17 protein-coding genes are annotated in these 22868 nt (G+C 56.1%); 4 read left to right on the top strand and 13 right to left on the bottom strand.

Annotated elements, in window-relative coordinates:
• Positions 1–9: 9 nt before the first annotated feature.
• The 4 genes from cysC to cysG are packed head-to-tail and all read right to left on the bottom strand — an operon-like array spanning position 10 to position 4386.
• Positions 10–615 (bottom strand): adenylyl-sulfate kinase, encoded by a 606-nt coding sequence (cysC, locus tag ACFQW4_RS22980; RefSeq protein WP_008104549.1) that lies wholly within the window; start codon positions 613–615, stop codon positions 10–12.
• Positions 615–2042: a sulfate adenylyltransferase subunit CysN gene (gene cysN / locus ACFQW4_RS22975; protein ID WP_377727887.1), complete on the bottom strand. Its 1428-nt coding sequence runs from the start codon at positions 2040–2042 to the stop codon at positions 615–617. Before cysN ends, cysC begins: the two co-directional genes overlap by 1 nt.
• Before the next feature lie 10 nt (positions 2043–2052).
• Entirely contained in the window at positions 2053–2961 is a 909-nt protein-coding gene (cysD, locus tag ACFQW4_RS22970; RefSeq protein ID WP_007893231.1) for a sulfate adenylyltransferase subunit CysD, read from the bottom strand.
• Positions 2962–2970: 9 nt separating this feature from the next.
• A complete protein-coding gene (cysG, locus tag ACFQW4_RS22965; protein ID WP_377727885.1) occupies positions 2971–4386 on the bottom strand; it encodes a siroheme synthase CysG in 1416 nt (471 codons plus the stop codon).
• A gap of 248 nt (positions 4387–4634) precedes the next feature.
• On the opposite strand from cysG, the gene ACFQW4_RS22960 reads away from it, so the two are divergent.
• Together ACFQW4_RS22960 and ACFQW4_RS22955 are read left to right on the top strand one after the other, a co-directional pair.
• A complete protein-coding gene (locus tag ACFQW4_RS22960; protein ID WP_377727882.1) occupies positions 4635–5657 on the top strand; it encodes an aminopeptidase in 1023 nt (340 codons plus the stop codon).
• Between the two features lie 9 nt (positions 5658–5666).
• The gene (locus tag ACFQW4_RS22955; RefSeq protein WP_280172009.1) at positions 5667–5951 is read left to right on the top strand and encodes a YciI family protein; all 285 of its coding nucleotides are present in this window, start codon (positions 5667–5669) and stop codon (positions 5949–5951) included.
• A 323-nt stretch (positions 5952–6274) separates the two neighbouring features.
• Here the strand turns inward: ACFQW4_RS22955 and ACFQW4_RS22950 are convergent, their stop codons facing one another.
• Genes ACFQW4_RS22950 through cysJ form a run of 3 tightly spaced genes read right to left on the bottom strand, consistent with a single transcriptional unit; the run spans position 6275 to position 10532 of the window.
• Positions 6275–7009 carry a phosphoadenylyl-sulfate reductase gene (locus ACFQW4_RS22950; RefSeq protein WP_101762598.1) on the bottom strand — a complete coding sequence of 245 codons (735 nt, stop codon included), beginning with the start codon at positions 7007–7009 and terminating at the stop codon, positions 6275–6277.
• Positions 7006–8730, bottom strand: a complete 1725-nt coding sequence (gene cysI, locus ACFQW4_RS22945; RefSeq protein ID WP_101762597.1) for an assimilatory sulfite reductase (NADPH) hemoprotein subunit — start codon at positions 8728–8730, stop codon at positions 7006–7008. The genes ACFQW4_RS22950 and cysI overlap by 4 nt, the downstream gene beginning before the upstream one ends.
• Positions 8730–10532, bottom strand: coding sequence for an NADPH-dependent assimilatory sulfite reductase flavoprotein subunit (cysJ, locus tag ACFQW4_RS22940; protein WP_354468327.1), 1803 nt, complete (start codon positions 10530–10532; stop codon positions 8730–8732). Before cysJ ends, cysI begins: the two co-directional genes overlap by 1 nt.
• A gap of 297 nt (positions 10533–10829) precedes the next feature.
• Between cysJ and queD the strand changes: the two genes are divergently transcribed.
• Complete coding sequence (gene queD / locus ACFQW4_RS22935; protein WP_167391191.1) at positions 10830–11189, top strand: 6-carboxytetrahydropterin synthase QueD; 360 nt, start codon at positions 10830–10832, stop codon at positions 11187–11189.
• Positions 11190–11243: 54 nt separating this feature from the next.
• On the opposite strand, the gene queE is transcribed toward queD, so the two are convergent.
• From queE to rlmD, 6 genes are all read right to left on the bottom strand, one after another.
• The gene (gene queE / locus ACFQW4_RS22930) at positions 11244–11915 is read right to left on the bottom strand and encodes a 7-carboxy-7-deazaguanine synthase QueE (RefSeq protein WP_101762595.1); all 672 of its coding nucleotides are present in this window, start codon (positions 11913–11915) and stop codon (positions 11244–11246) included.
• Between the two features lie 149 nt (positions 11916–12064).
• Positions 12065–13363: a phosphopyruvate hydratase gene (gene eno, locus ACFQW4_RS22925; RefSeq protein ID WP_377727876.1), complete on the bottom strand. Its 1299-nt coding sequence runs from the start codon at positions 13361–13363 to the stop codon at positions 12065–12067.
• A 75-nt stretch (positions 13364–13438) separates the two neighbouring features.
• Positions 13439–15076 (bottom strand): glutamine hydrolyzing CTP synthase, encoded by a 1638-nt coding sequence (gene pyrG / locus ACFQW4_RS22920; RefSeq protein ID WP_007891723.1) that lies wholly within the window; start codon positions 15074–15076, stop codon positions 13439–13441.
• A gap of 241 nt (positions 15077–15317) precedes the next feature.
• Positions 15318–16109 (bottom strand): nucleoside triphosphate pyrophosphohydrolase, encoded by a 792-nt coding sequence (gene mazG / locus ACFQW4_RS22915; protein ID WP_101762593.1) that lies wholly within the window; start codon positions 16107–16109, stop codon positions 15318–15320.
• Positions 16110–16221: 112 nt separating this feature from the next.
• Positions 16222–18453: a GTP diphosphokinase gene (relA, locus tag ACFQW4_RS22910; protein ID WP_101762592.1), complete on the bottom strand. Its 2232-nt coding sequence runs from the start codon at positions 18451–18453 to the stop codon at positions 16222–16224.
• A 32-nt stretch (positions 18454–18485) separates the two neighbouring features.
• Entirely contained in the window at positions 18486–19802 is a 1317-nt protein-coding gene (rlmD, locus tag ACFQW4_RS22905; RefSeq protein ID WP_377727871.1) for a 23S rRNA (uracil(1939)-C(5))-methyltransferase RlmD, read from the bottom strand.
• A 90-nt stretch (positions 19803–19892) separates the two neighbouring features.
• On the opposite strand from rlmD, the gene barA reads away from it, so the two are divergent.
• Complete coding sequence (gene barA, locus ACFQW4_RS22900) at positions 19893–22622, top strand: two-component sensor histidine kinase BarA (RefSeq protein ID WP_271461260.1); 2730 nt, start codon at positions 19893–19895, stop codon at positions 22620–22622.
• The last annotated feature ends 246 nt before the right edge of the window (positions 22623–22868 follow it).

Raw genomic sequence — 22868 nt, 5'->3', positions numbered from 1 at the left:
GCTGTCGGTTCAGGATCTGATGATATCGCGGTGACGCAGCAGGTCTAACAATTGGCCGGCGAGTTTTGTAACCAATTGTTCGCCATCAAGGTGGATTTCCGGGGCGTCTGGCGCCTCGTAAACACTATCGATACCGGTGAAATTACGCAGCTCACCGGCACGGGCTTTTTTGTACAAACCTTTGGGATCGCGCGCTTCGCACACGGCCAAGGGCGTATCGACAAACACTTCGATAAACTGCCCTTCAGCCAGCAGATCGCGCACCATGTTGCGTTCCGCGCGATGCGGCGAGATAAATGCAGTCAGCACCACCAAACCGGCATCGACCATCAGTTTCGCCACTTCGCCGACACGACGAATGTTCTCTTTACGATCGTCATCGCTAAAGCCGAGGTCACGGCACAAACCGTGACGCACGTTGTCGCCATCCAGCAGATAGGTGTTCACACCGGCCCGATGCAGCGCCTGCTCCAGCGCGCCGGCTACGGTGGATTTCCCCGAGCCGGAAAGCCCGGTGAACCACAGCACCACGCCTTGATGGCCGTGCTGCTGTTCGCGCTCCTCGCGCGTTACCGGATGATCGTGCCACACCACGTTTTCATCGTGTTGCGCCATTACTTGCCACCCAGCAGATCGCGCGCGTTCCAGTGTGGGAAGTGACGACGCACCAGCGCGTTCAGCTCCAGCTCGAAATCGCTGAACTGACCTGATTGCGTACGCACATCGGTCAGCGGCTGATTAATCATGCCCGCGCCAACCGTCACGTTGCTCATACGATCGATAAAGATCATGCCGCCAGTCACCGGATTCTGGCGATACGCGTCCAGCACCATCGGTTCGTCAAAGGTCAGTTCGACCAGTCCGATCCCGTTAAGCGGCAGGCTGTCCACGGTGCGCTTCTCCAGCGAGTTGATCTCCACCTGATGGATCACTTTCTCGACGCGCGCGCGGGTTTTCTTACCGGCGATCTTCACTTCGTAACTTTGGCCCGGCTGCAGCGGTTGTTCCGCCATCCACACTACGTCAATGGTGGCGGATTGCACCGCTTGCAGCTCGGCTTCCGCATCCACCAGCAGATCGCCACGACTGATGTCGATCTCATCTTTCAGCACCAGCGTAATCGCTTCACCGGCACCCGCTTCAGGCAGGTCGCCATCGAAGGTGACGATGCGCGAGATGGTCGATTCCACGCCCGATGGCAGCACTTTCACGCGCTGACCGACGTTGACCACACCCGACGCCAGCGTACCGGCATAACCACGGAAATCGAGGTTAGGACGGTTCACATACTGCACCGGGAAACGCATTGGCTGATGATCCACCACGCGGTTCAATTCAACGGTTTCTAATACGTCGAGCAGCGTTGGGCCGCTGTACCACGGCATGGTGACGCTGGGCGTTGCCACGTTATCGCCTTCCAGCGCCGACATCGGCACAAAGCGAATATCAAGGTCTTCCGGCAGCTGCGCGGCGAAATCGAGGTAATCCTGTTTGATCTGCTCAAAGGTCTCTTGCTTGTACTCCACCAGATCCATCTTGTTGATGGCGACCACCAGATGCTTAATGCCCAGCAGCGTGGAGATAAAGCTGTGACGACGCGTCTGATCCAGCACGCCTTTACGCGCATCGATCAGCAGGATCGCCAAATCGCAGGTCGATGCACCGGTCGCCATGTTGCGGGTGTACTGCTCGTGTCCTGGCGTGTCGGCAATAATAAATTTGCGCTTCTCAGTGGAGAAATAGCGATACGCCACATCAATGGTGATGCCCTGCTCGCGCTCGGCCTGCAAGCCATCAACCAGTAACGCGAGATCCAGCTTCTCACCCTGCGTCCCGTGACGTTTGCTGTCGTTGTGCAGCGAGGAGAGCTGGTCTTCATAAATTTGACGCGTGTCGTGCAGCAGGCGACCAATCAGCGTACTTTTGCCGTCGTCGACGCTACCGCAGGTCAGGAAACGCAGCAGGCTTTTATGTTGTTGCGCGGTCAGCCAGGCTTCTACGCCGCCCTGATCGGCAATCTGTTGTGCAATAACGGTATTCATCTGCGTCTCCTTAGAAATAACCCTGACGTTTCTTCATTTCCATCGAACCGGCCTGGTCGCGGTCAATCACACGTCCCTGGCGTTCACTGGTGGTGGAGACCAGCATCTCTTCAATAATTTCCGGCAGCGTCTGCGCCTCTGATTCAACTGCGCCGGTCAGCGGCCAGCAGCCGAGCGTACGGAAACGCACCATGCGCTGCTTGATCACTTCACCTGGCTGGAGATCGATACGGTCGTCGTCGATCATCATCAGCATGCCATCACGCTCCAGCACCGGACGCGGCGCGGCGAGGTAGAGCGGCACGATCTCGATATTCTCGAGGAAGATGTACTGCCAGATATCCAGCTCGGTCCAGTTGGAGAGCGGGAACACGCGGATGCTTTCGCCTTTGTTAATCTGGCCGTTGTAGTTGTGCCACAGCTCAGGGCGCTGGTTTTTCGGGTCCCAGCGGTGGAAGCGATCGCGGAAGGAGTAGATACGCTCTTTCGCGCGCGACTTCTCTTCATCACGACGTGCGCCGCCAAATGCCGCATCAAAACCGTATTTGTTCAGCGCCTGCTTCAGGCCTTCGGTTTTCATGATGTCGGTGTGCTTGGCGCTGCCGTGCACAAACGGGTTGATGCCCATCGCCACGCCTTCCGGGTTGCGATGCACCAGCAACTCCGCGCCCATCGCTTTCACGGTGCGATCGCGGAACTCGTACATTTCACGGAATTTCCAGCCGGTATCAACATGCAGCAGCGGAAACGGCAGCGTGCCCGGATAGAAGGCTTTACGCGCCAGATGCAGCATTACCGAGGAGTCTTTACCGATGGAGTACATCATCACCGGATTGCTGAACTCGGCCGCCACCTCGCGGATGATATGGATACTCTCTGCCTCCAGCTGGCGCAGATGAGTAAGTCGATTTTGGTCCATAATTTTTCCTCAAGCCAAATTGACAACGGCGGACTCGCGAGCCCCCTGCTGTGCCGAATGTTGGAACCAGGCCAATTGCCCGTGCAAATTTACGACTTCGCCAATCACTAACAGTGCTGGCGTGGGCGCGGCCGCAGCCAGCGCCTCCAGTTGATCCAATGTGCCGGTCAGCACCTGCTGATCCTGACGCGTGCCGCGCCCAATCACCGCCACCGGCGTGGAGGCGGCGCGGCCATGTTCGATAAGCCCGGCAGCGATTTCCGCCGCTTTCACCGTGCCCATATAAATCGCTAAGGTTTGACGTGCGCGCGCCAGCGACGGCCAATCAATGCCGTCGCCATCCGCGCGACAGTGACCGGTAATAAACAGCACGCTCTGCGCGTGGTCGCGATGGGTCAGTGGAATACCGGCATAGGCGGTTGCGCCTGCTGCAGCGGTGATGCCCGGCACCACCTGGAACGGAATGCCCGCGGCCTGCGCCGCCTGCAGCTCTTCGCCACCGCGGCCAAAAATAAACGGATCGCCGCCTTTCAGGCGCACCACGCGTTTACCCTGTTGCGCCAGCGTCACCAGCATCTGATTGGTCTCTTCCTGCGGCACAGAATGCGCACCGGCGCGTTTGCCGACGCAGATGCGGTCGGCATCGCGCCGCACCAGCTCAAGCACTTCGTCGCTGACCAGATGGTCATACAGCACCACATCGGCCAGCTGCATCACCTGCAAGCCACGCAGCGTCAGCAAACCGCTGTCGCCCGGACCGGCGCCTACCAGCGTGATTTCGCCCTGATTGTCGCTATCGTTTTCCAGTTCGTGATCCAGCGTGCGCCGCGCTTCATGGACGTTACCCGCCGCCATCTGGCTGGCGAACAGACCGTTAAAGGCGCGTTCCCAGAAGCGACGGCGGTCAGACATGCGGTGATAGCGCTGCTTCACTTTGTCGCGCCACTGCCCAGCCACTTCCGCCATCTGTCCGAGATTGGCCGGCAGTAACGCTTCAATTTTTTCACGCAGCAGACGCGCCAACACCGGCGCGGTGCCACTAGAGGAGATCGCCACCACCAGCGGTGAACGATCGACAATCGACGGGAAGATAAAGCTGCACTTCGGCTGATCGTCCACCACGTTCACCAGCTTGTGGCACGCATTGGCGGCATCGAACACCTGCGCGTTAAGCGCGTTGTCATCGGTAGCGGCAATCACGAGGAACACGCCATCCAGCTGCGCCGGATCAAAGCGTTCAGCGATCCATTCAATCGCCTCAATTTCCAGCAGCGCCTGCAGCTCATGACCGAGTTCGCGCGCGGCGACCAGCACGCGCGCACCGGCACGCCGCAGCAGTTCTATTTTGCGCGCCGCGATGTCGCCACCGCCGACAACCAGCACCGGACGGCTTTTGAGATCGGCAAAGAGAGGCAGATAATCCACGTTAACCTTGCTAGTTTTACAATAAGTTAACGCGACTATACGTCCCGCCCTTCCAGCAGATGAAATTACGAATTGGAATGAGTAGTTACCGAATGGAATAACGACCCAGGATTGCTGATAACATTTTGTGCTTAACAAATGATATTGCTGGTGTTTCGGAGCAAATCAAATTGTGCAAGTGTCGTCACAGTTTCATACTAAGTCGGAATTTTTTTAGCATGACCGGATGTCAGAAAAGGACGCTAACTATGTTTGCCACTCTCCGCCGCACTGTGCTGGCTGCACTGCTCGCGGGCGGTTTGCCTTTCTTTGTTCAGGCTGCGAGCAACAGCGCGCAAGGGCATTTTGCCGAACAGCAGCTTCGCCATATCGCCACTTATTTCCCCGGCCGCATGAGCGGCAGTCCCGCCGAGTTGCTGACTGCCGATTATCTGCAGCAGCAGTTCAGCCAGTTGGGATATCAGAGTAATACCCGCCAGTTTAAAACCAGCTATAGCTGGCTGGAGAAAAAGGGCGAGAGCCGCACCCACAAAGTTACGGCCACGTCGGTGATTGCCGCGCGTGCCGGTGAAGTGCCGCAGGAGATCCTGATCGTTACGCACCTGGATACCTGGACGCCGCTCAGCCGCCACGAAGCCGATAACAATCTCGGCGGCCTGCGTTTGCAGGGCGTGGATGACAATGCCTCCGGGCTTGGCGTGATGCTGGAGCTGGCGCAGGCGCTAAGCAAAACGCCGCTGCACTACGGCGTGCGCTTTGTGGCGCTGAGCGCCGGTGAAGCGGGTTTGCACGGCATGGATGATTATCTGGCGCGCATGAGCGCGCAGGAGAAGAAGAACACGCTGCTGGTGATCGATCTGAATAGCCTGATTGTCGGCGATCATCTCTACTTTAACAGCGGCATCAATACGCCAGCGGCGGTGCGCAAACAGACCAGCGCGCGTGCCGTGCAGCTGGCGCACCGTTACGGTATCTCCGCCGCCAGCCACGCGATGACCGCACGCGATTATCCCGGCGTCAATCCGTTCGACAAAGCCGGCATGCCACTGATGGATGTCACCGCCGCCAACTGGACGCTGGGCAACAAAGATGGGCAGCAGCAGCGCGCGCGTTCCAGCCACTTCCCGGAAGGCAATGTGCGCCATCAAACCGAGCGCGATAATCTCAACTACCTCGATCACTGGCTGCCTGGCCGCATCACCCAGCGCACGCATGACAGCGTGAAGATTCTGCTGCCGCTGCTGACCGAGCTTGCTAATCCGACAACCTGAGGATTCCCTATGTACGTGGTATATCTGAACTATTTTCGTCCGGTAGAAGAAGTGGAAGCGTTACTGGAACCGCACATTAGCTGGCTGGATCGCTATTTCGCTAACGGCGTGTTTATCGCGGCGGGACGCAAAGATCCACGCACCGGCGGCGTGCTGTTGGTGAAGGATATTGATCGTGCGCGATTAGATACCATCCTGGCGGAAGATCCGTTTGTGGCGGTGGCGCATTATGAAGTGACGAAAGTGAATGTGACGCGTGCGGCGGAAGAGTTTGTGGGGTTGCAGGGGGTCTGATTGTGCTGACAATCCTCTACTCGATTGTGCTGGCTGTCCCCCATCCCGGCCTTCCCCCGCTAGCGGGGGAAGGAGACGCTGCCACATGCAGCTTCAGAACTCACATATGGCAGCATCTTCCTCCCCCATTTATGGGGGAGGACCGAGGAGGGGGAAAGCGAGCACCAACTGGCAGCATCTTCCTCCCCCATTCATGGGGGAGGACCGAGGAGGGGGAAAGCGAGCACCAACTGGCAGCATCTTCCTCCCCCATTTATGGGGGAGGACAGAGGAGGGGGAAAGCGAGCACAAACCAAAGACGGGGGACAACGAGCACCTACCAATCAACCTTCATGCAACCCGCACTCGCGCTTCAGGCCGAAGAAGCGTGTCTCTTCCTCTGCCATGCCCGGTTCCCACTTTTTGGTGGTATGCGTATCGCCCACTGACAGATAACCTTCATCCCACAGCGGATGGTATTTCAATCCGTGTTGGGTCAGATACTGATGCACCTGACGGTTATCCCAATCAATGATCGGCAGAATCTTGAACACGCCGCGCTGCACCGCCAGCACCGGCAAACTGGCGCGACTGCCAGACTGATCGCGGCGCAGGCCAGCAAACCAGGTTTGCGCGCCCAGCGTTTCCAGCGCGCGGTTCATCGGTTCCACTTTGTTGATCTGGTTATACTGCTCAATCCCTTCGACGCCCTGCTCCCACAGTTTGCCATAACGCGCTTCCTGCCATGCCGCTGAGGTCTCCGCACGGAAGATTTGCAGGTTGAGATTGAGCTTGTCGGTCAGCTCATCAATAAAGCGGTAAGTTTCCGGGAACAGGTAACCGGTATCGGTCAGGATCACCGGAATGTCCGGCTTCTGCTGCGTCACCATATGCAGCAAAACCGCCGCCTGAATACCAAAGCTGGATGACAACACAAATGCGCCTGGCAGCTGTTCTAATGCCCAGCCCACGCGTTGTTCAGCGGAGAGTTTCTCCAACTGCACGTTGCTTTCCGCCAGCGCCATGATGCGGTCAACTTTTGATGAACCATTCAGTGCTGCGAGATCGAGTACCGTCATACTGCCTCCGAGTCCCAGAAATCACGGGCGGGATCAACCACGGCTTTAATAATGCCGGTGCGAATCACGAAGTCGCCGAAGCCTTCGTTGGCCTGACGCTCGGTTGCCCAGCGCGCCACCAGCTCATCAATGCTGGCGAGGATTTCGCCTTCGTTGATGTTCTCGCGGTACATGCGTGGAATGCGCGTACCTTCGCGGTTGCCGCCAATGTGTAAGTTGTAACGGCCCGGCGCTTTGCCCACCAGACCTAACTCCGCCAGCAAAGCACGGCCACAACCATTTGGGCAACCGGTAACGCGTAACACTATGTGCTCTTCGCCGACACCATGCTTATGCATGATCTCTTCCACTTTGGTCACGAACGACGGCAGGAAGCGCTCGGCTTCGGCCATCGCCAGCGGACAGGTCGGGAACGCCACACACGCCATCGAGTTCTCACGCTGCGGCGTGACCGCTTCCATCAAACCGTGTTCACGGGCGATGGCTTCGATCTGCGCTTTTTGCTTCTCCGGCACGCCAGCCACAATCAGGTTCTGGTTAGCCGTCAGACGGAAATCGCCCTGATGGATTTTGGCAATTTCGGCGATGCCGCGTTTCAGCGGACGGCCAGGATAATCCAGCAGACGGCCGTTCTCAATGAACAGCGTCAGGTGCCATTTCTCATCGATGCCTTTCACCCAGCCAACGCGATCGCCGCGCGAGGTGAACGCATACGGACGAATCGGTTCGAAGGTCAGACCGGCACGCTTTTCCACTTCCGCTTTGAAGGTTTCAACACCGACGCGTTCCAGCGTGTATTTGGTCTTGGCATTTTTACGATCGGTGCGATTCCCCCAGTCGCGCTGCGTGGTGACCACCGCAGCCGCCACGTCGAGGATCTTCTCGACCGGCAGAAAGCCGAATTCGCTTGCGGTGCGCGCATACGTTGCTTTGTTGCCGTGATCAATCGACAAGCCCCCGCCCACCAGCAGGTTAAAGCCAATCAGCTTGCCCTGCTCGGCGATGGCGATGAAGTTCAGGTCATTGGCGTGCAGATCGACATCGTTGTGTGGCGGTACCACCACCGTGGTTTTGAATTTACGCGGCAGATAGGTTTCGCCAAGAATCGGCTCTTTGTCGGTGGTGGCGACCTTCTCTTTGTCCCACCAGATTTCCGCGTAAGCGCGGGTTTGCGGCAGCAGATGCTCTGACAGCTTTTTCGCCCACTCGTACGCTTCCTGATGCAGCTCTGATTCCACCGGATTCGAGGTGCAAAGCACGTTACGGTTCACGTCGTTGGCGGTCGCCAGCGCATCCAGCCCGACTTCGTGCAGCATCTGGTGCGTCGGCTTGACGTTCTTCTTCAGAATGCCGTGAAACTGGAAGGTCTGGCGGTTGGTCAACCGGATGCTGCCATAAATGGTTTTATCGGTGGCGAATTTATCAATTGCCAGCCACTGCGTTGGCGTGATGATGCCGCCCGGCAGACGGCAACGCAGCATCATGGCGTGACGCGGTTCGAGTTTCTGCGCTACACGCTCGGCACGAATGTCGCGGTCATCCTGCTGGTACATACCGTGGAAACGGATCAGCAGGAAGTTGTCGCCGGTGAAGCCGCCGGTCAGGCCATCGTCGAGATCGTCGAGGATGGTGCCGCGCAGGTAGTTGCTCTGTTTTTTCAGACGCTCAGCGTCGACCAGCTTGCCTTCAACGACCAGCGGTCCAGGATGTTTTTCGCTCATTAGTAAACGTCTCGCTGATAACGGCGCTCAATGCGCAGCTCACTTAAAAATTCGTCAGCCGTTTCACGATCCATGCCGCCGTGTTCGACCACCACATCCAGTAATGCCTGCTCAACGTCTTTCGCCATACGATTGGCGTCGCCGCAGACGTAAAGGTGTGCGCCTTCCTGTAACCAGCTCCACACCTCCGCACCTTTGGCGCGGATTTTATCTTGTACGTAAACCTTCTCGGCCTGATCGCGCGACCATGCCAGATCAATATGGGTCAGCAGGCCATCTTTGACATACTTCTGCCACTCCACCTGATAGAGGAAATCATCGGTGAAATGCGGGTTACCGAAGAACAGCCAGTTTTTACCGCCTGCGCCATCGTTATCGCGCTGCTGCATAAAGGCGCGGAACGGCGCGATGCCGGTGCCCGGACCAATCATGATCACTGGCGTTTCCGGGTTAGCCGGTAAACGGAAGTTATCGTTGTGCTCGATGAAGACGCGAATTTCGCCTTCTTCCTCAATACGATCCGCCAACCATGTTGAGGCGCCGCCGCCGCGCTGACGACCGTCGATTTCAAAGCGCACCGCACCTACGGTGATGTGCACTTCGGTTTCGTTCTCCGCCTGCGATGAGGCGATGGAGTAGAGGCGCGGCGTCAGCGGACGCAGCAGGCCGGTTAATTGTTCAGCATTCAGTTCGGTCGGTGCCTGACGCACCATATCGACAATCGGGAAGCTCTGCGCATAACTCTGCAGCTTCGGCTTGTCACCGGCCAGCGCCAACAGCGCATCATTGCGGGACAGCGCCGCATACTGTTCAACGATTTGTGGCGTGTTAACCGTCAGTTCGAAATGGGTTTTCAGCGCTTCGGCTAGCGGCAGGGTTTTGCCCTGCACCTCAACCTGCTCGTCACCTTTCAGCCACACCAGCTGCAGCAGTTCCTGCACCAGCTCGTCATCGTTTTCAAACCACACGCCGAGTGCGTCGCCCGGCTGGTAGCGCAGGCCAGAATCGCCAAGGTCGATCTCAATGTGACGCACATCTTTATCCGAATCGCGTCCGGTGATCTTCTGGTTGGCCGCCAGGCTGGCCACCAGCGGCTCTTCTTTGGTGTACGGGCTGCTGTCGACCAGGTTAACGCTGCCCGCCGCGGTGATGGCGGCCTGTGCTGGCGATTCGCTCGGCACACGCGCTTTCAGAATCTCGGTGATCTGCTGACGCCAGGCGTTCGCCTGCTCTTTGTATTCAACATCGGCATCCACACGATCCAGCAGTCGTTCTGCACCCAGCTCAGCCAGACGTTCATCAAAGTCTTTACCGGCTTTGCTGAAAAACTCATAAGAGGTATCGCCGAGACCGAACACAGCAAACGCTGTGCCTGCGAACTTCGGCGCTTTCTTCGACAGCAGGAATTTATGCAGCGCCACGGCCTCTTCCGGCGGCTCGCCCTCGCCTTGCGTGGAAGTCACCACCACCAGCAGCTTTTCCTGACCGATCTGCTTGAATTTATAATCGCCGGCGTTAACCAGATTGACGCTCAGCTTAGCAGCCAGCAGGTCATCACGCAGTTGCTCAGCCAGGCGACGCGCGTTACCGGTCTGCGAGGCGGAGATCAGCGTGATGGTTGGGGTTTCTGCCTGCACAGGCGCTGGCGCGGCAGCCGCACCCGGCGTCTGATTGACCATGCCCCAGAAATAGCCGGAGAGCCAGGCCATCTGAGTGGTGTTGAAATCCGTGGTCGCCGCCTGTAAGCGCGCGAGTTGCTCCGGTGATAACGGAAGCAGTGAACCTGGTGCCTGAGTCGTCATTGCGTTAAAAATTCCAGTGTCAGAAGTCCGGATCAATATGTTGCGAAAGAGTGCGTAGGTTACCGGGCTGTATATTAACGATTAAATACGCCTTCGACATATTAAATAACCAAAATGACTAAGTGGTTTTTCGGGTAAAGTTAACCAGCAAAAGTGGTAAATGAAGGCGATATGATTCAATGAGTTAATTAGGCGTTTTGCTGTCGGCATGGCGCAAAATGCCCTTTTCGTTGCCAGCGGGTGCGAAAAATCTGCAATTCAGGTAGACTTCAGCGGTTTTTAAGTCTGAGAGCCATTATGTCTACCACGTTATTTAAAGAGTTCCAGTTTGAATCTGCCCACCGCTTACCTCACGTGCCGGAAGGCCATAAATGTGGGCGTTTGCACGGCCATTCATTCCTGGTGCGATTAGAAATTACCGGCGAAGTGGATGCGCATACCGGTTGGGTGATGGATTTTGCCGAACTGAAGGCGAAGTTTAAGCCGCTGTATGAACGCCTCGATCATCACTATCTGAATGACATTCCGGGTCTGGAGAATCCTACCAGTGAAGTGCTGGCGAAATGGATTTGGGATCAGATGAAGCCGATTCTGCCGGAATTGAGTGCGGTAATGATTAAAGAGACCTGCACCGCCGGCTGCGTTTATCGCGGTTGAGGTCAGTGAAGCCGTAACCGTGAGTGAGGTCGCCATGCATGGCGACCTTAGAACTCAGGCAATATTCAGGTATTTGTGCGTCTGCATCGAAAGCCGCCAGTTGCGGGCGATACAGGTTTCAATACAGAGTTTCGTTGCCGCATCACCACGGCTGATCGGTTGCAGTGCCACAATACGCTTTTTATCGTCGTGTAATCCTGCCAGCAACGTATCTAACGCTTCCACATCACGCTCACGCGCCACCGGATGTTTAATCTCATCGGCACGCTGCAGTGCCTGCGGCAAAACATCATAGCCACCGCGCATGTTCACCTTGGGTGAAACCGTCACCCATGTTGCGTCGGAACACTGCACGTCGTGCGTGCCGCTGGTTTCGATCTGGCAGGCAAAACCCGCCGCTTCTAATTGTTCCGTCAAAGGGCGCAGATCAAAAATCGCCGGTTCGCCGCCGGTGATCACCACATGACGTGCGGTCCAGCCCTGACGTTGGATGGTGTCGATCAACATGGCCGCATCGGCGCTGCCCCACGCATCGCTTTCCACGGTTTTGACCAGAATATCACCCAGCGAGGTCTCCCGATCCGCCCGCTTTTCCCAGGTATGTTTGGTATCACACCAGCTACAGCCCACCGGACATCCTTGTAAGCGGATGAACAGCGCCGGAACACCGGTGTAAAAACCTTCGCCCTGCAGCGTCTGGAACATTTCGTTAATCGGGTAGAACATTATTTACTCACGTCTAAAATTTGAGGCGCAGATTATGGCAGATCTTATGCGCCAGGTCACAGCTGCTTCGTGCCAAATAAAAGCAAAAGCCCCGCACAAGGCGGGGCTTCATTCAGACGATGCTGCCCGCAGGCAGCATACTCAGGCGATTACGCCTGGCCTTTAACTTCTTTCAGACCGTTGAACGGTGCTTTGCTGCCCAGCGCTTCTTCGATACGAATCAGCTGGTTGTACTTAGCAACACGGTCAGAACGGCTCATAGAACCGGTTTTGATCTGGCCAGCCGCCGTACCTACCGCCAGGTCAGCGATGGTTGCATCTTCGGTTTCACCTGAACGGTGTGAAATCACCGCGGTATAACCCGCATCTTTCGCCATCTTGATTGCAGCCAGAGTTTCGGTCAGTGAACCGATCTGGTTGAATTTGATCAGGATGGAGTTAGCGATGCCTTTATCGATACCTTCTTTCAGGATCTTGGTGTTGGTTACGAACAGATCGTCACCCACCAGCTGGATTTTGTCGCCCAGCACTTTGGTCTGGTAGGCGAAACCAGTCCAGTCAGATTCATCCAGACCGTCTTCGATAGAAACGATTGGGTACTGTTTGGTCAGGTCTTCCAGGAAGTGGGTGAACTCTTCTGAAGAGAAGGCTTTGTTGCCTTCGCCAGCCAGCACATATTTGCCGTCTTTGTAGAATTCAGATGCTGCGCAGTCCATCGCCAGGGTGATGTCTTTGCCCAGTTCGTAGCCTGCTGCTTTTACCGCTTCAGCGATAACAGCCAGCGCTTCGGCGTTAGAACCCAGGTTTGGCGCGTAGCCACCTTCGTCACCAACTGCAGTGCTCATGCCTTTAGACTTCAGAACTTTCGCCAGGTGATGGAAGACTTCAGAACCCATGCGAATCGCTTCTTTCAGGGTTGGCGCGCCAACCGGCTGAATCATGAATTCCTGGATGTCGACGTTGTTATCGGCGTGCTCACCACCGTTGATGATGTTCATCATTGGCAGCGGCATAGAGTATTTGCCTGGGGTGCCGTTCAGTTCAGCGATGTGTGCGTACAGCGGCAGGCCTTTAGAGGCAGCAGCAGCTTTAGCAGCAGCCAGTGAAACCGCCAGAATGGCGTTAGCACCGAAGTTTGATTTGTTCTCAGTACCGTCCAGCTCGATCATGATCTTATCGATCTTCGCCTGGTCTTTGGCATCTTTACCGGTTACCGCGTTAGCGATTGGACCGTTAACAGCCGCAACCGCTTTGGTTACGCCTTTGCCCAGGAAACGAGATTTGTCACCGTCACGCAGCTCCAGAGCTTCGCGAGAACCGGTTGATGCACCTGATGGCGCAGCAGCCAGACCAACGAAACCGCCTTCCAGATGCACTTCTGCTTCTACAGTTGGGTTGCCACGGGAGTCGATGATTTCGCGACCGATGACTTTTACGATTTTGGACATTCGATTTTCCTCAGTACAAGTTAGTCAATCCTAAGACAAACAACGCGCGAAAAGTTCGCGCGTTGTTCGTGAAACTTACTTCGCTAAACGCTTCTGGTGTTCCTGCGCGGCTTTCACAAAGCCAGCGAACAGCGGATGACCATCGCGTGGGGTCGACGTGAATTCCGGATGGAACTGACAGGCAACAAACCACGGGTGGTTCGGGATCTCAATGATCTCAACCAGCTGATCGTCGCCAGAACGACCGGCAATATGCAGACCCGCCGCTTCAATCGGCTTCAGCAACATATTGTTTACTTCGTAACGATGACGGTGGCGTTCGGTAATGATTTCAGAACCGTACAACTGACGCACTTTGCTTTCCGGCGTCAACTGGCACTGCTGGCTGCCCAAACGCATGGTGCCGCCCAGATCGCTCTGCTCAGTACGCTGTTCAACGTTGCCCTCTTCGTCACGCCATTCGGTGATAAGCGCAACCACCGGATACTTACAGTCTGGCACAAATTCCGTAGAGTTCGCGCCTTCCATACCGGCAACGTTGCGGGCAAATTCCATCAGCGCAACCTGCATACCCAGGCAAATTCCCAGGTAAGGCACGTTGTTCTCACGGGCGTATTGCGCCGTCATCATTTTGCCTTCCACACCGCGGTAGCCAAAGCCGCCAGGGATCAGAATAGCATCCAGATCTTTCAGTAATTCGACACCGCGCGTTTCAACATCCTGCGAGTCGATCAATTTGATATTCACGGTAACGCGATTTTTCAGGCCACCGTGTTTCAAGGCCTCAATCACTGACTTGTACGCATCCGGCAGTTCGACATATTTGCCGACCATACCGATGGTCACTTCGCCGCCCGGATTGGCTTCTTCGTAAATAACCTGTTCCCATTCGGCCAGGTTCGCTTCCGGCGCGTTCAGATTGAAACGCTTGCAGATGTAATCATCCAGACCTTGCGATTTCAGCATGCCTGGAATCTTGTAGATGGAATCCACATCTTTCAGGGAAATAACCGCTTTTTCTGGCACGTTACAGAACAGCGCGATTTTAGCGCGTTCGTTCGCCGGCACCGCGCGGTCAGAACGGCAGATCAGCACGTCTGGCTGAATCCCGATCGACAGCAGCTCTTTCACTGAATGCTGGGTTGGCTTGGTTTTCACTTCGCCTGCGGCCGCCATATATGGCACCAGCGTCAGGTGCATGTACATGGTGTGTTCACGACCGACATCGACCGCCATCTGACGAATCGCTTCGAGGAACGGCAGGGATTCGATATCACCCACGGTACCGCCGATCTCGACCAGAACCACGTCATGACCTTCGCCGCCTTCAATAATGCGTTCTTTGATGGCGTTGGTGATGTGTGGAATAACCTGAATCGTGGCGCCCAGATAGTCACCGCGACGCTCTTTGCGCAGCACTTCTGAGTAGATACGACCGGTAGTAAAGTTGTTACGGCGCGACATTTTGGTGCGGATGAAGCGCTCGTAGTGACCTAAATCCAGATCGGTTTCGGCCCCATCATCGGTAACAAATACTTCACCGTGCTGCGTTGGGCTCATGGTACCCGGATCGACGTTGATGTACGGATCGAGTTTCATGATGGTCACATTCAGACCACGTGCTTCAAGGATGGCTGCGAGGGAGGCTGCGGCAATGCCTTTGCCCAGAGAGGAAACAACCCCGCCGGTCACAAAAATATAATTCGTTGTCATGCTGAACCTGAGAGTTTAGGTTTAAAGACGGTGGAATAACCAAGACGGGAAAATAGTATACTTGAAGTCGTCTTAAGCCACAATTGATGAATCACACCATCGTCCTCCACAGGTAAGCCGGTAACATAGCGGATAGCATAGTGCGAAATGTTGATGTACGTCACAAAGTCGCCGCAAGGCTGAATCGAGTAAGCTCAAGCGGCGAATTTATGCGCAGTGCTGGAATAAGCGCCAGATTCGCTTACTGTTTGTTCTCGCTCACTTTCACCTGCTGCCAGGCGGCTTCCATTTGATCCAGGGTCGCATCGCTCATGGCTAACCCTTGTGAGGCGATGATGGCTTCAACTTCACGGAAGCGGCGCTCAAATTTATCGTTGGCTTTTTGCAAGGCGACTTCCGCTTTGCTGCCTAAATGGCGCGACAAATTGACGGTCGCGAACAGCAAATCCCCGATTTCCTCTTCCAGCCTGGCGTTATCCACCACCGCTTGCTGCGCTTCGTGCATCACCTCATCGATCTCTTCATGCACTTTATCCAGCACCGGGCCGAGATTGTTCCAGTCGAAGCCCACCGAGCTGCAACGCTTCTGAATTTTGTGCGCGCGCATTAATGCCGGCAGCGCTTTAGGAATGTCGTCCAGCGCCGAGTGCTGCGATTTTTCTGCGCGTTCGCTGTGCTTGATGGCTTCCCAGTTTTTCAGCACTTCTTCGCTGGTTGCAGCCTGAACATCGCCAAAAATGTGCGGATGACGGCGCTCAAGTTTGTCGCTGATGGCGTTGCAGATGTCATCGAAATTAAAGCGCTGCTGCTCATCGGCCATCTGCGCGTAGAACACCACCTGAAACAGCAGATCGCCAAGTTCACCGCGCAGATCGGCAAAATCTTCACGTTGGATGGCATCGATCACTTCGTAGGTTTCTTCCAGCGTGTAAGGCGCGATCGAGGCGAAGGTTTGCTGACGATCCCACGGGCAGCCGCGCTCCGGGTCGCGCAAGGTTTGCATGATGGTGAGCAGGCGATTTAAGGGCGTCATGAAAGGATCCTTTGGGAAAATTTTGGGAGAGACTGCGCCGGTTACAAATACGGCAGCGTCTTCTTCCCCCGCGAACGGGGGAAGGTCGGGATGGGGGACAAACGGCTCTGAATCAATGCAAACGGCGCGCGTCGATAATATCCGGCACCTGATTAAGACGTGCCAGCACGCGGCCAAGCACTTGCTGGTTATAGATCTCAATATCCATATCAATGGTCGCCAGCTGCTTTTTGGTGTCACTGCGGCTGGAGACGCCGAGCACATTGACCTTCTCGTTTGCCAGAATGGTGGTGATATCGCGTAGCAGGCCGCTACGATCGTTGGCGGTAACGCGTACCACCAGCGAATAACCGCTGGAGTAATCCTCGCCCCACACCGCATCAACGATACGTTCCGGTGCGTGCGAAATCAGCTCGGTTAACTGGTCGCAGTCGGCGCGGTGAATCGAGATGCCGCGCCCCTGGGTGATAAAGCCCACGATATCGTCGCCAGGAATCGGCTGGCAGCAGCGGGCGATGTGGTGCAGCAGATTGCCCACGCCTTCCACCACCACGCGACCGCTCTCTTTGCGCGCGGACGGCGCATGTGACTTCTGCGTCAGCAGGCGCAGCGCCTCGCGATCTTCCTCTTCGGCGCTCGGCTTGTTGAGCTTGCCCTGCAGGAAATTCACCATCTGATTGAGGCGAATATCGCCGCCGCCAATCATCGCCAGCAGCTCATCCTGCGAACTGACGTTATAGCGCGGCAGCAGCAGTTTTTCCGCTTCGCGCATGCTGATATCCATCTGATTTAGCTCGCTTTCGAGGATCTGACGGCCAGCAATGATATTTTTGTCACGATCCTGTTTGCGGAACCAGGCGTGAATTTTCGAGCGTCCGCGGCTGGTGGTGATATAGCCGAGGTTCGGGTTCAGCCAGTCGCGGCTTGGGTTTGGCTGTTTCTGGGTGATCACTTCAATCTGATCGCCCATCTGCAACTGATAGGTAAACGGCACGATGCGCCCGCTGATTTTGGCGCCAATGCAGCGGTGGCCGATATCGCTGTGAATATGGTAGGCGAAGTCGAGCGGCGTTGATCCCGCCGGCAGATCGACCACGTCACCTTTCGGGGTAAACACATACACGCGGTCGTCGAATACCTGGCTGCGCACCTCTTCCAGCATCTCGCCGGAATCAGCCATCTCTTCCTGCCAGCTAATCAGCTTACGCAGCCAGGCGATGCGCCCTTCATGTCCTGCCGCGCCGCGCGCGTTGCTGGAGGTTGGACCTTCTTTGTACTTCCAGTGTGCGGCGACGCCCAGCTCGGCGTCTTCATGCATCTGGCGCGTACGAATCTGGATTTCCACCGTTTTGCCCTGCGGACCCAGCACCACGGTATGAATCGATTGATAGCCGTTAGGCTTGGGATTGGCAACGTAGTCGTCAAACTCACTCGGCAGATGGCGAAACAGCGTATGCACCGTACCAAGCGCGCCGTAGCAATCCTGCAGCCGTTCCGCCACGATACGCACCGCGCGCACGTCAAACAGCTCATCGAACGCTAATGACTTCTTCTGCATCTTGCGCCAGATGCTGTAGATGTGTTTCGGACGACCATACACTTCAGCACGCACGCCCTCTTTCTGCATCTCGGCACGCAGGTTGGCAACGAAGCTTTCAATATAGCCTTCGCGGTCAATACGGCGTTCATGCAGCAGCTTAGCAATGCGTTTGTATTCATCGGGATGCAGATAGCGGAAGCAGTAATCTTCCAGCTCCCATTTGAGCTGGCCGATACCCAAGCGGTTGGCCAGCGGCGCGTAGATATTGGTGCTCTCTTTCGCCGCGAGCACGCGCTCATCTTCTGGCGCGTCTTTCATTTCACGCAGATGGGCGATACGTTCTGCCAGCTTGATGACCACACAGCGGAAATCTTCCACCATCGCCAGCAACATACGGCGCACGTTATCCACCTGCTCGGAGGCCATCGAATCGTTGTGAATCGCTTTCAGCTGGCGAATGGCATCCATGTCGCGCACGCCGTGCACCAACATCACAATCTCTTTGCCAAAGGCTTTTTCGAGATCCTCTTCGCTCACCACATCGGCGTTGGCGAGCGGGAACAGCAGCGCCGCGCGCAGGCTATCAATGTCCATGCTGAGCATGGTGAGAATTTCCACCATCTCAATACCGCGCCACAGCAGCAGAGCTTGATCAGGATGGTTGTGCGTTTCGGCTTCACAGTAGCGCCACGCATCCGCCAGTCGCTGACAGGATTGCGGATTGTTGATACTCAAACTGGCGATCCACTGGTCGAGGGCAAATTCGCCCGCCGTATTTAAATGCGCACTTCTAACCGCAACCATATCCTCTCCTGCCACAGCGATGTGGACATCGCTTATGCTTTGCTAAACAGCACCATGGATTCGAGATGACTGGTATGGGGGAACATATCCAGCATCGCGACCCTTTCCAAATGGTAGCCCGCTGACAGCAATGTCAGACTGTCACGCGCCAGCGTTGTAGGGTTACAGGAAACATAGACCACACGTTGCGGCGCAAGTTTAACCACATGCGCCATTACGCCCGCGGCCCCAGCACGCGCTGGATCCAGTAACACCTTGTTAAATCCCTGCGTCGCCCACGGCTGACGCGATACATCTTCCTCCAGGTTATGCTGGAAAAAGCGAACATTCTTGAGATTAGTCTGCTCAGCATTATACGCTGCCTGCTGCACTAATGCTGCAACGCCCTCCACACCTACAACATTTTGTACGAACTTTCCTAATGGCAAGGTAAAGTTTCCCATGCCGCAAAACAAATCCAACACACGATCCTCTGGCTGCAAATCCAGCCATTGAATGGCTTTGGCGACCATCTGCTGATTCACACCATCGTTGACCTGAATAAAATTCTGCGGGCTAAAGGATAGTGGCAAATTCAACGAGTGATAAAAAGGTTTGCGCGCATTCAGCGCCAGCAAACTTTCACTGCCATCAGCCAGATAGAGCGACAGTTGCTGCTCATGCGAAAAGCGTTCCAGTTTTGCGCGATCGCCGGCAGATAATGCATCAAGATGACGCAGTACCATCAGCGGGCCATTATCCGCCAGCACCAATTCTACGTGGCCTAACCGTTTAACTGCCTGTAAATCGCTGAGGCACTGGTGCAGCGGCTGCAGCAACGCTTCAAGTTCGGGCACCAAAACCGGGCATTGATTCAGTTCAACCAGATCGTTGCTGGCGGCCTGACGGAACCCCATTTGCAGACGCTGCTGTTTTGGCTGCCACTGCAATCCTAAACGCGCCCGGCGACGGTAGCCCCACGCGCTGCCGCTGATGATCTCATCCACCTTCACCGGCAGCGGCGCTTCGCGGCTTAACATGCGGCTTAAGGCGCGCGCTTTACTCTCCTGCTGCAAAGCCACCGAGGCATGTTGCTGCTGGCAGCCGCCGCACATGCCAAAATGGACACAGCGCGGTGTTTCCCGCTGTGGGCTGGGATTAATGATCTTGTTGGCTTTGGCGCGTGCGTATTTGCTTTTATCCTCGAACACCGTCACTTCCGCCTGTTCACCGGGCAGCGCGCCGCTAACAAACATCGCCTTGCCTTTATGGCGCGCAACACCTTGTCCGAAAGGATCGAGGTCTTCAATGGTGACGGATATGCGAGCCTTCGTCGTCACACGCTGTTTTGCGGAGTAAAATTGCGCCATAGTATTGTGAAATCTCTACGTTAATTGGGTGTGCAGCCAATAACCGTGCTTGCACAGGGAAAAAATGCCAGGAGTCGCCAGGCCACAATTATGACCAAATACAGCCTGCGGGCGCGAATGATGATTTTGATACTGGCACCAACGCTGATGATTGGTCTGCTGCTCAGTACCTTCTTTGTGGTGCACCGCTACAACGAATTACAGCATCAGGTGCACGACGCGGGAGCGAACATCATCGAACCGCTGGCGGTCTCTAGTGAATACGGCATGACGTGGCACAACCGCGATGCGATTCGCGAGTTAGTCAGTCTGCTGCATCGCCGCCACTCCGATATTGTCCGTGCCATCACCATTTTCGACAACAACAATCACGTCTACGTCACCTCGAATAACAATCAGAATCTGGCGCTGCTGCAAAAAGAGGACATCTCCACGCTGGAAGATGGCGTCTCGGTGGAGCGGCAAGGCACAATTATGATTCTGCGCACGCCGATTATCTCTGAACGCTATTCGGTGGATGAGCTGCCGGGCGAAGATGCCAAACCAGCCGGGAATCCGCTGGGTTATGTGGCGATCGAACTGGATCTGCAATCGGTGCGGCTGGAGCAGTACAAAGAAGTATTTGTCGCCACGCTGCTGCTGCTGTTCTGCCTGTGTATCGCCATGCTGTTTGCCTATCGCCTGATGCGCGACGTCACCGGCCCCATTCGCAATATGGTTACCACTGTGGACCGCATTCGTCGTGGCCAGCTGGACAGTCGCGTCGATGGTTACATGCTGGGCGAGCTGAGCATTCTGAAAAACGGCATCAACGCCATGGCAATGTCGCTCACCGCCTACCACGAAGAGATGCAGCAGAACATCGATCAGGCGACTTACGATCTGCGTGAAACGCTGGAGCAGCTGGAGATTCAGAACGTGGAGCTGGATCTGGCGAAGAAGCGCGCGCAGGAAGCGGCGCGCATCAAATCGGAATTCCTCGCCAACATGTCGCATGAGCTGCGTACGCCGCTGAACGGCGTAATTGGCTTTACCCGTCAGATGCTAAAAACCGGGCTGAGCACCAACCAGCGCGACTACATGAGCACCATCGAGCGTTCGGCGAATAACCTGCTGAGCATCATTAATGACGTGCTCGATTTCTCGAAACTGGAAGCCGGCAAGCTGGTGCTGGAGTCGATCCCGTTCCCGCTGCGCGCCACGCTGGATGAAACCCTGGTGCTGCTGGCGCCGTCCGCCCATGACAAAGGGCTGGAAATTACCGTGTGCCTGGAAAAACAGGTGCCGGATAATGTGATTGGCGACCCGCTGCGCCTGCAGCAGATCATGATTAACCTGATTGGTAACGCGATTAAATTCACCGAGCACGGTCATATCGATTTGCGCGTTGAGCTGCGCAGCATCAACACTACGCGCGTCGAGCTGGAGATTCAGGTGCATGACACCGGCATCGGTATCTCTGAACAGCAGCAGTCGCAGCTATTCCAGGCGTTTCGTCAGGCCGATGCCAGCATTACGCGCCGTCATGGCGGCACCGGTTTAGGGTTGGTGATCACGCAGAAACTGGTGAGCGAAATGGGCGGCGAAATTGCCTTCCACAGCCGCCCGAATCAGGGTTCGACCTTCTGGGTGCATATTCATCTCGATCTCAATCCCAATGCGCCAGCCATTCCGCGCATGTTGGACGATTTGCGCGCCACGCCGCTGGCGTATATCGAGCCACATCCAGCGGTGGCGAAAGCGGTGCAGGAGATGCTAAGCATCACGCCGCTGCAGGTGCAGCACTTCTCCAGCCTGGAAGAGATGCCCGAGACGCACTTCCCGCTGCTGCTGATGGGTTTGCCGGTCACCGAGCCGCATCCTGCGACGTTGCCGGATGCATTGATTAAACGTCTGCATGCGCGCGCCGATTCGGTGCTGCTGGCGCTGCCGAGTGAAATGATGCTGTTTGCCGATGACTTACGGGCGCGCGGCATTGCCGGGTGTATCGCCAAACCGGTCTCGTTGACGCGCTTGCTGCCGATGCTGCTGGACTTACATGACTGGCAAAGCGATGCGCTGCCGCGCGGCGCACGTCAGCCGCTGACGGTAATGGCGGTGGATGACAATCCCGCCAACCTGAAACTGATTGGCGCACTGCTGGAGGAGCAGGTGCAGCACATCATTCTGTGTGATAACGCCGAGCAGGCGATTCGTCAGGCGCGCCTGCACAAGCTGGACGTGATTCTGATGGACATTCAGATGCCGGATATCGATGGCATCCGCGCCAGCGAAATCATCCGCAGCCTGCCGCTGCACGCCACCACACCGATTGTCGCCGTTACTGCGCATGCGCTGGACGGCGAACGTGCGCAGCTCATCAACGCTGGCATGAATGACTATCTGGCGAAGCCGATTGATGAGGACAAACTGAGCCAACTGCTGCAGCGTTACGCGCCGAACCGGGTCATGCCACAGCCGCAACAGCCACATGTGGCGCCGTCACTGGACTGGACGCTGGCGCTACGTCAGGCCGCCAATAAACCCGATTTAGCCCGCGATTTGCTGCAAATGCTGCTCGATTTCCTGCCGGAAGTGGAAGAGCGCGTAGAGAGTGCAATGGCGAGCAATGATGTGGTGGGATTGCGCGAGATTATCCACAAGCTGCACGGCAGCGCCAGCTACAGCGGCGTGCCGCGCCTGAAGCAGCTGTGTCAGCAGCTGGAGAAGAGTTTGCATCAGGAGAGCGATATCGACGCGCTGGAGCCGGAGCTGCTGGAGTTGAGCGATGAGATGGCGAACGTGGCGCGTGAAGCGAGGAAATTGTTGGCGTTGGGTTAGTGCGGTGCGATTTTCCCCTCACCCCAGCCCTCTCCCGCAAGCGGGCGAGGGAGTTGCCCTGAGCATGCTGAAGTTACGTGCAAACTTATTCCATCGCTCCGATCGGTTCCCTCTCCCTCTGGGAGTGTACAGTCCGGGGACATGGTGAACACTTGTTCGGGGACATGGTAGACACTTACAACTAAGGCATAAGAACCCGTTTATGGAGTCGCTTATGTCCTGGGATGCGAGAGATACCATGTCATT

This window comes from Pantoea sp. GCM10028869 (genome assembly GCF_042666835.1).
Classification (GTDB): Bacteria; Pseudomonadota; Gammaproteobacteria; order Enterobacterales; family Enterobacteriaceae; genus Pantoea; species Pantoea leporis.
This window is presented reverse-complemented; position numbering and strand designations above follow the sequence as displayed.

Coding starts and splice junctions, on each gene's coding strand:
- ACFQW4_RS22950 (WP_101762598.1), bottom strand. CDS start 7,009: ATGACGGTACTCGATCTCGCAGCACTGAATGGTTCATCAAAAGTTGAC.
- queD (WP_167391191.1), top strand. CDS start 10,830: ATGTCTACCACGTTATTTAAAGAGTTCCAGTTTGAATCTGCCCACCGC.
- pyrG (WP_007891723.1), bottom strand. CDS start 15,076: ATGACAACGAATTATATTTTTGTGACCGGCGGGGTTGTTTCCTCTCTG.
- ACFQW4_RS22960 (WP_377727882.1), top strand. CDS start 4,635: ATGTTTGCCACTCTCCGCCGCACTGTGCTGGCTGCACTGCTCGCGGGC.
- cysC (WP_008104549.1), bottom strand. CDS start 615: ATGGCGCAACACGATGAAAACGTGGTGTGGCACGATCATCCGGTAACG.
- cysI (WP_101762597.1), bottom strand. CDS start 8,730: ATGAGCGAAAAACATCCTGGACCGCTGGTCGTTGAAGGCAAGCTGGTC.
- barA (WP_271461260.1), top strand. CDS start 19,893: ATGACCAAATACAGCCTGCGGGCGCGAATGATGATTTTGATACTGGCA.
- queE (WP_101762595.1), bottom strand. CDS start 11,915: ATGTTCTACCCGATTAACGAAATGTTCCAGACGCTGCAGGGCGAAGGT.
- ACFQW4_RS22955 (WP_280172009.1), top strand. CDS start 5,667: ATGTACGTGGTATATCTGAACTATTTTCGTCCGGTAGAAGAAGTGGAA.
- cysD (WP_007893231.1), bottom strand. CDS start 2,961: ATGGACCAAAATCGACTTACTCATCTGCGCCAGCTGGAGGCAGAGAGT.
- mazG (WP_101762593.1), bottom strand. CDS start 16,109: ATGACGCCCTTAAATCGCCTGCTCACCATCATGCAAACCTTGCGCGAC.
- relA (WP_101762592.1), bottom strand. CDS start 18,453: ATGGTTGCGGTTAGAAGTGCGCATTTAAATACGGCGGGCGAATTTGCC.
- cysN (WP_377727887.1), bottom strand. CDS start 2,042: ATGAATACCGTTATTGCACAACAGATTGCCGATCAGGGCGGCGTAGAA.
- eno (WP_377727876.1), bottom strand. CDS start 13,363: ATGTCCAAAATCGTAAAAGTCATCGGTCGCGAAATCATCGACTCCCGT.
- rlmD (WP_377727871.1), bottom strand. CDS start 19,802: ATGGCGCAATTTTACTCCGCAAAACAGCGTGTGACGACGAAGGCTCGC.
- cysJ (WP_354468327.1), bottom strand. CDS start 10,532: ATGACGACTCAGGCACCAGGTTCACTGCTTCCGTTATCACCGGAGCAA.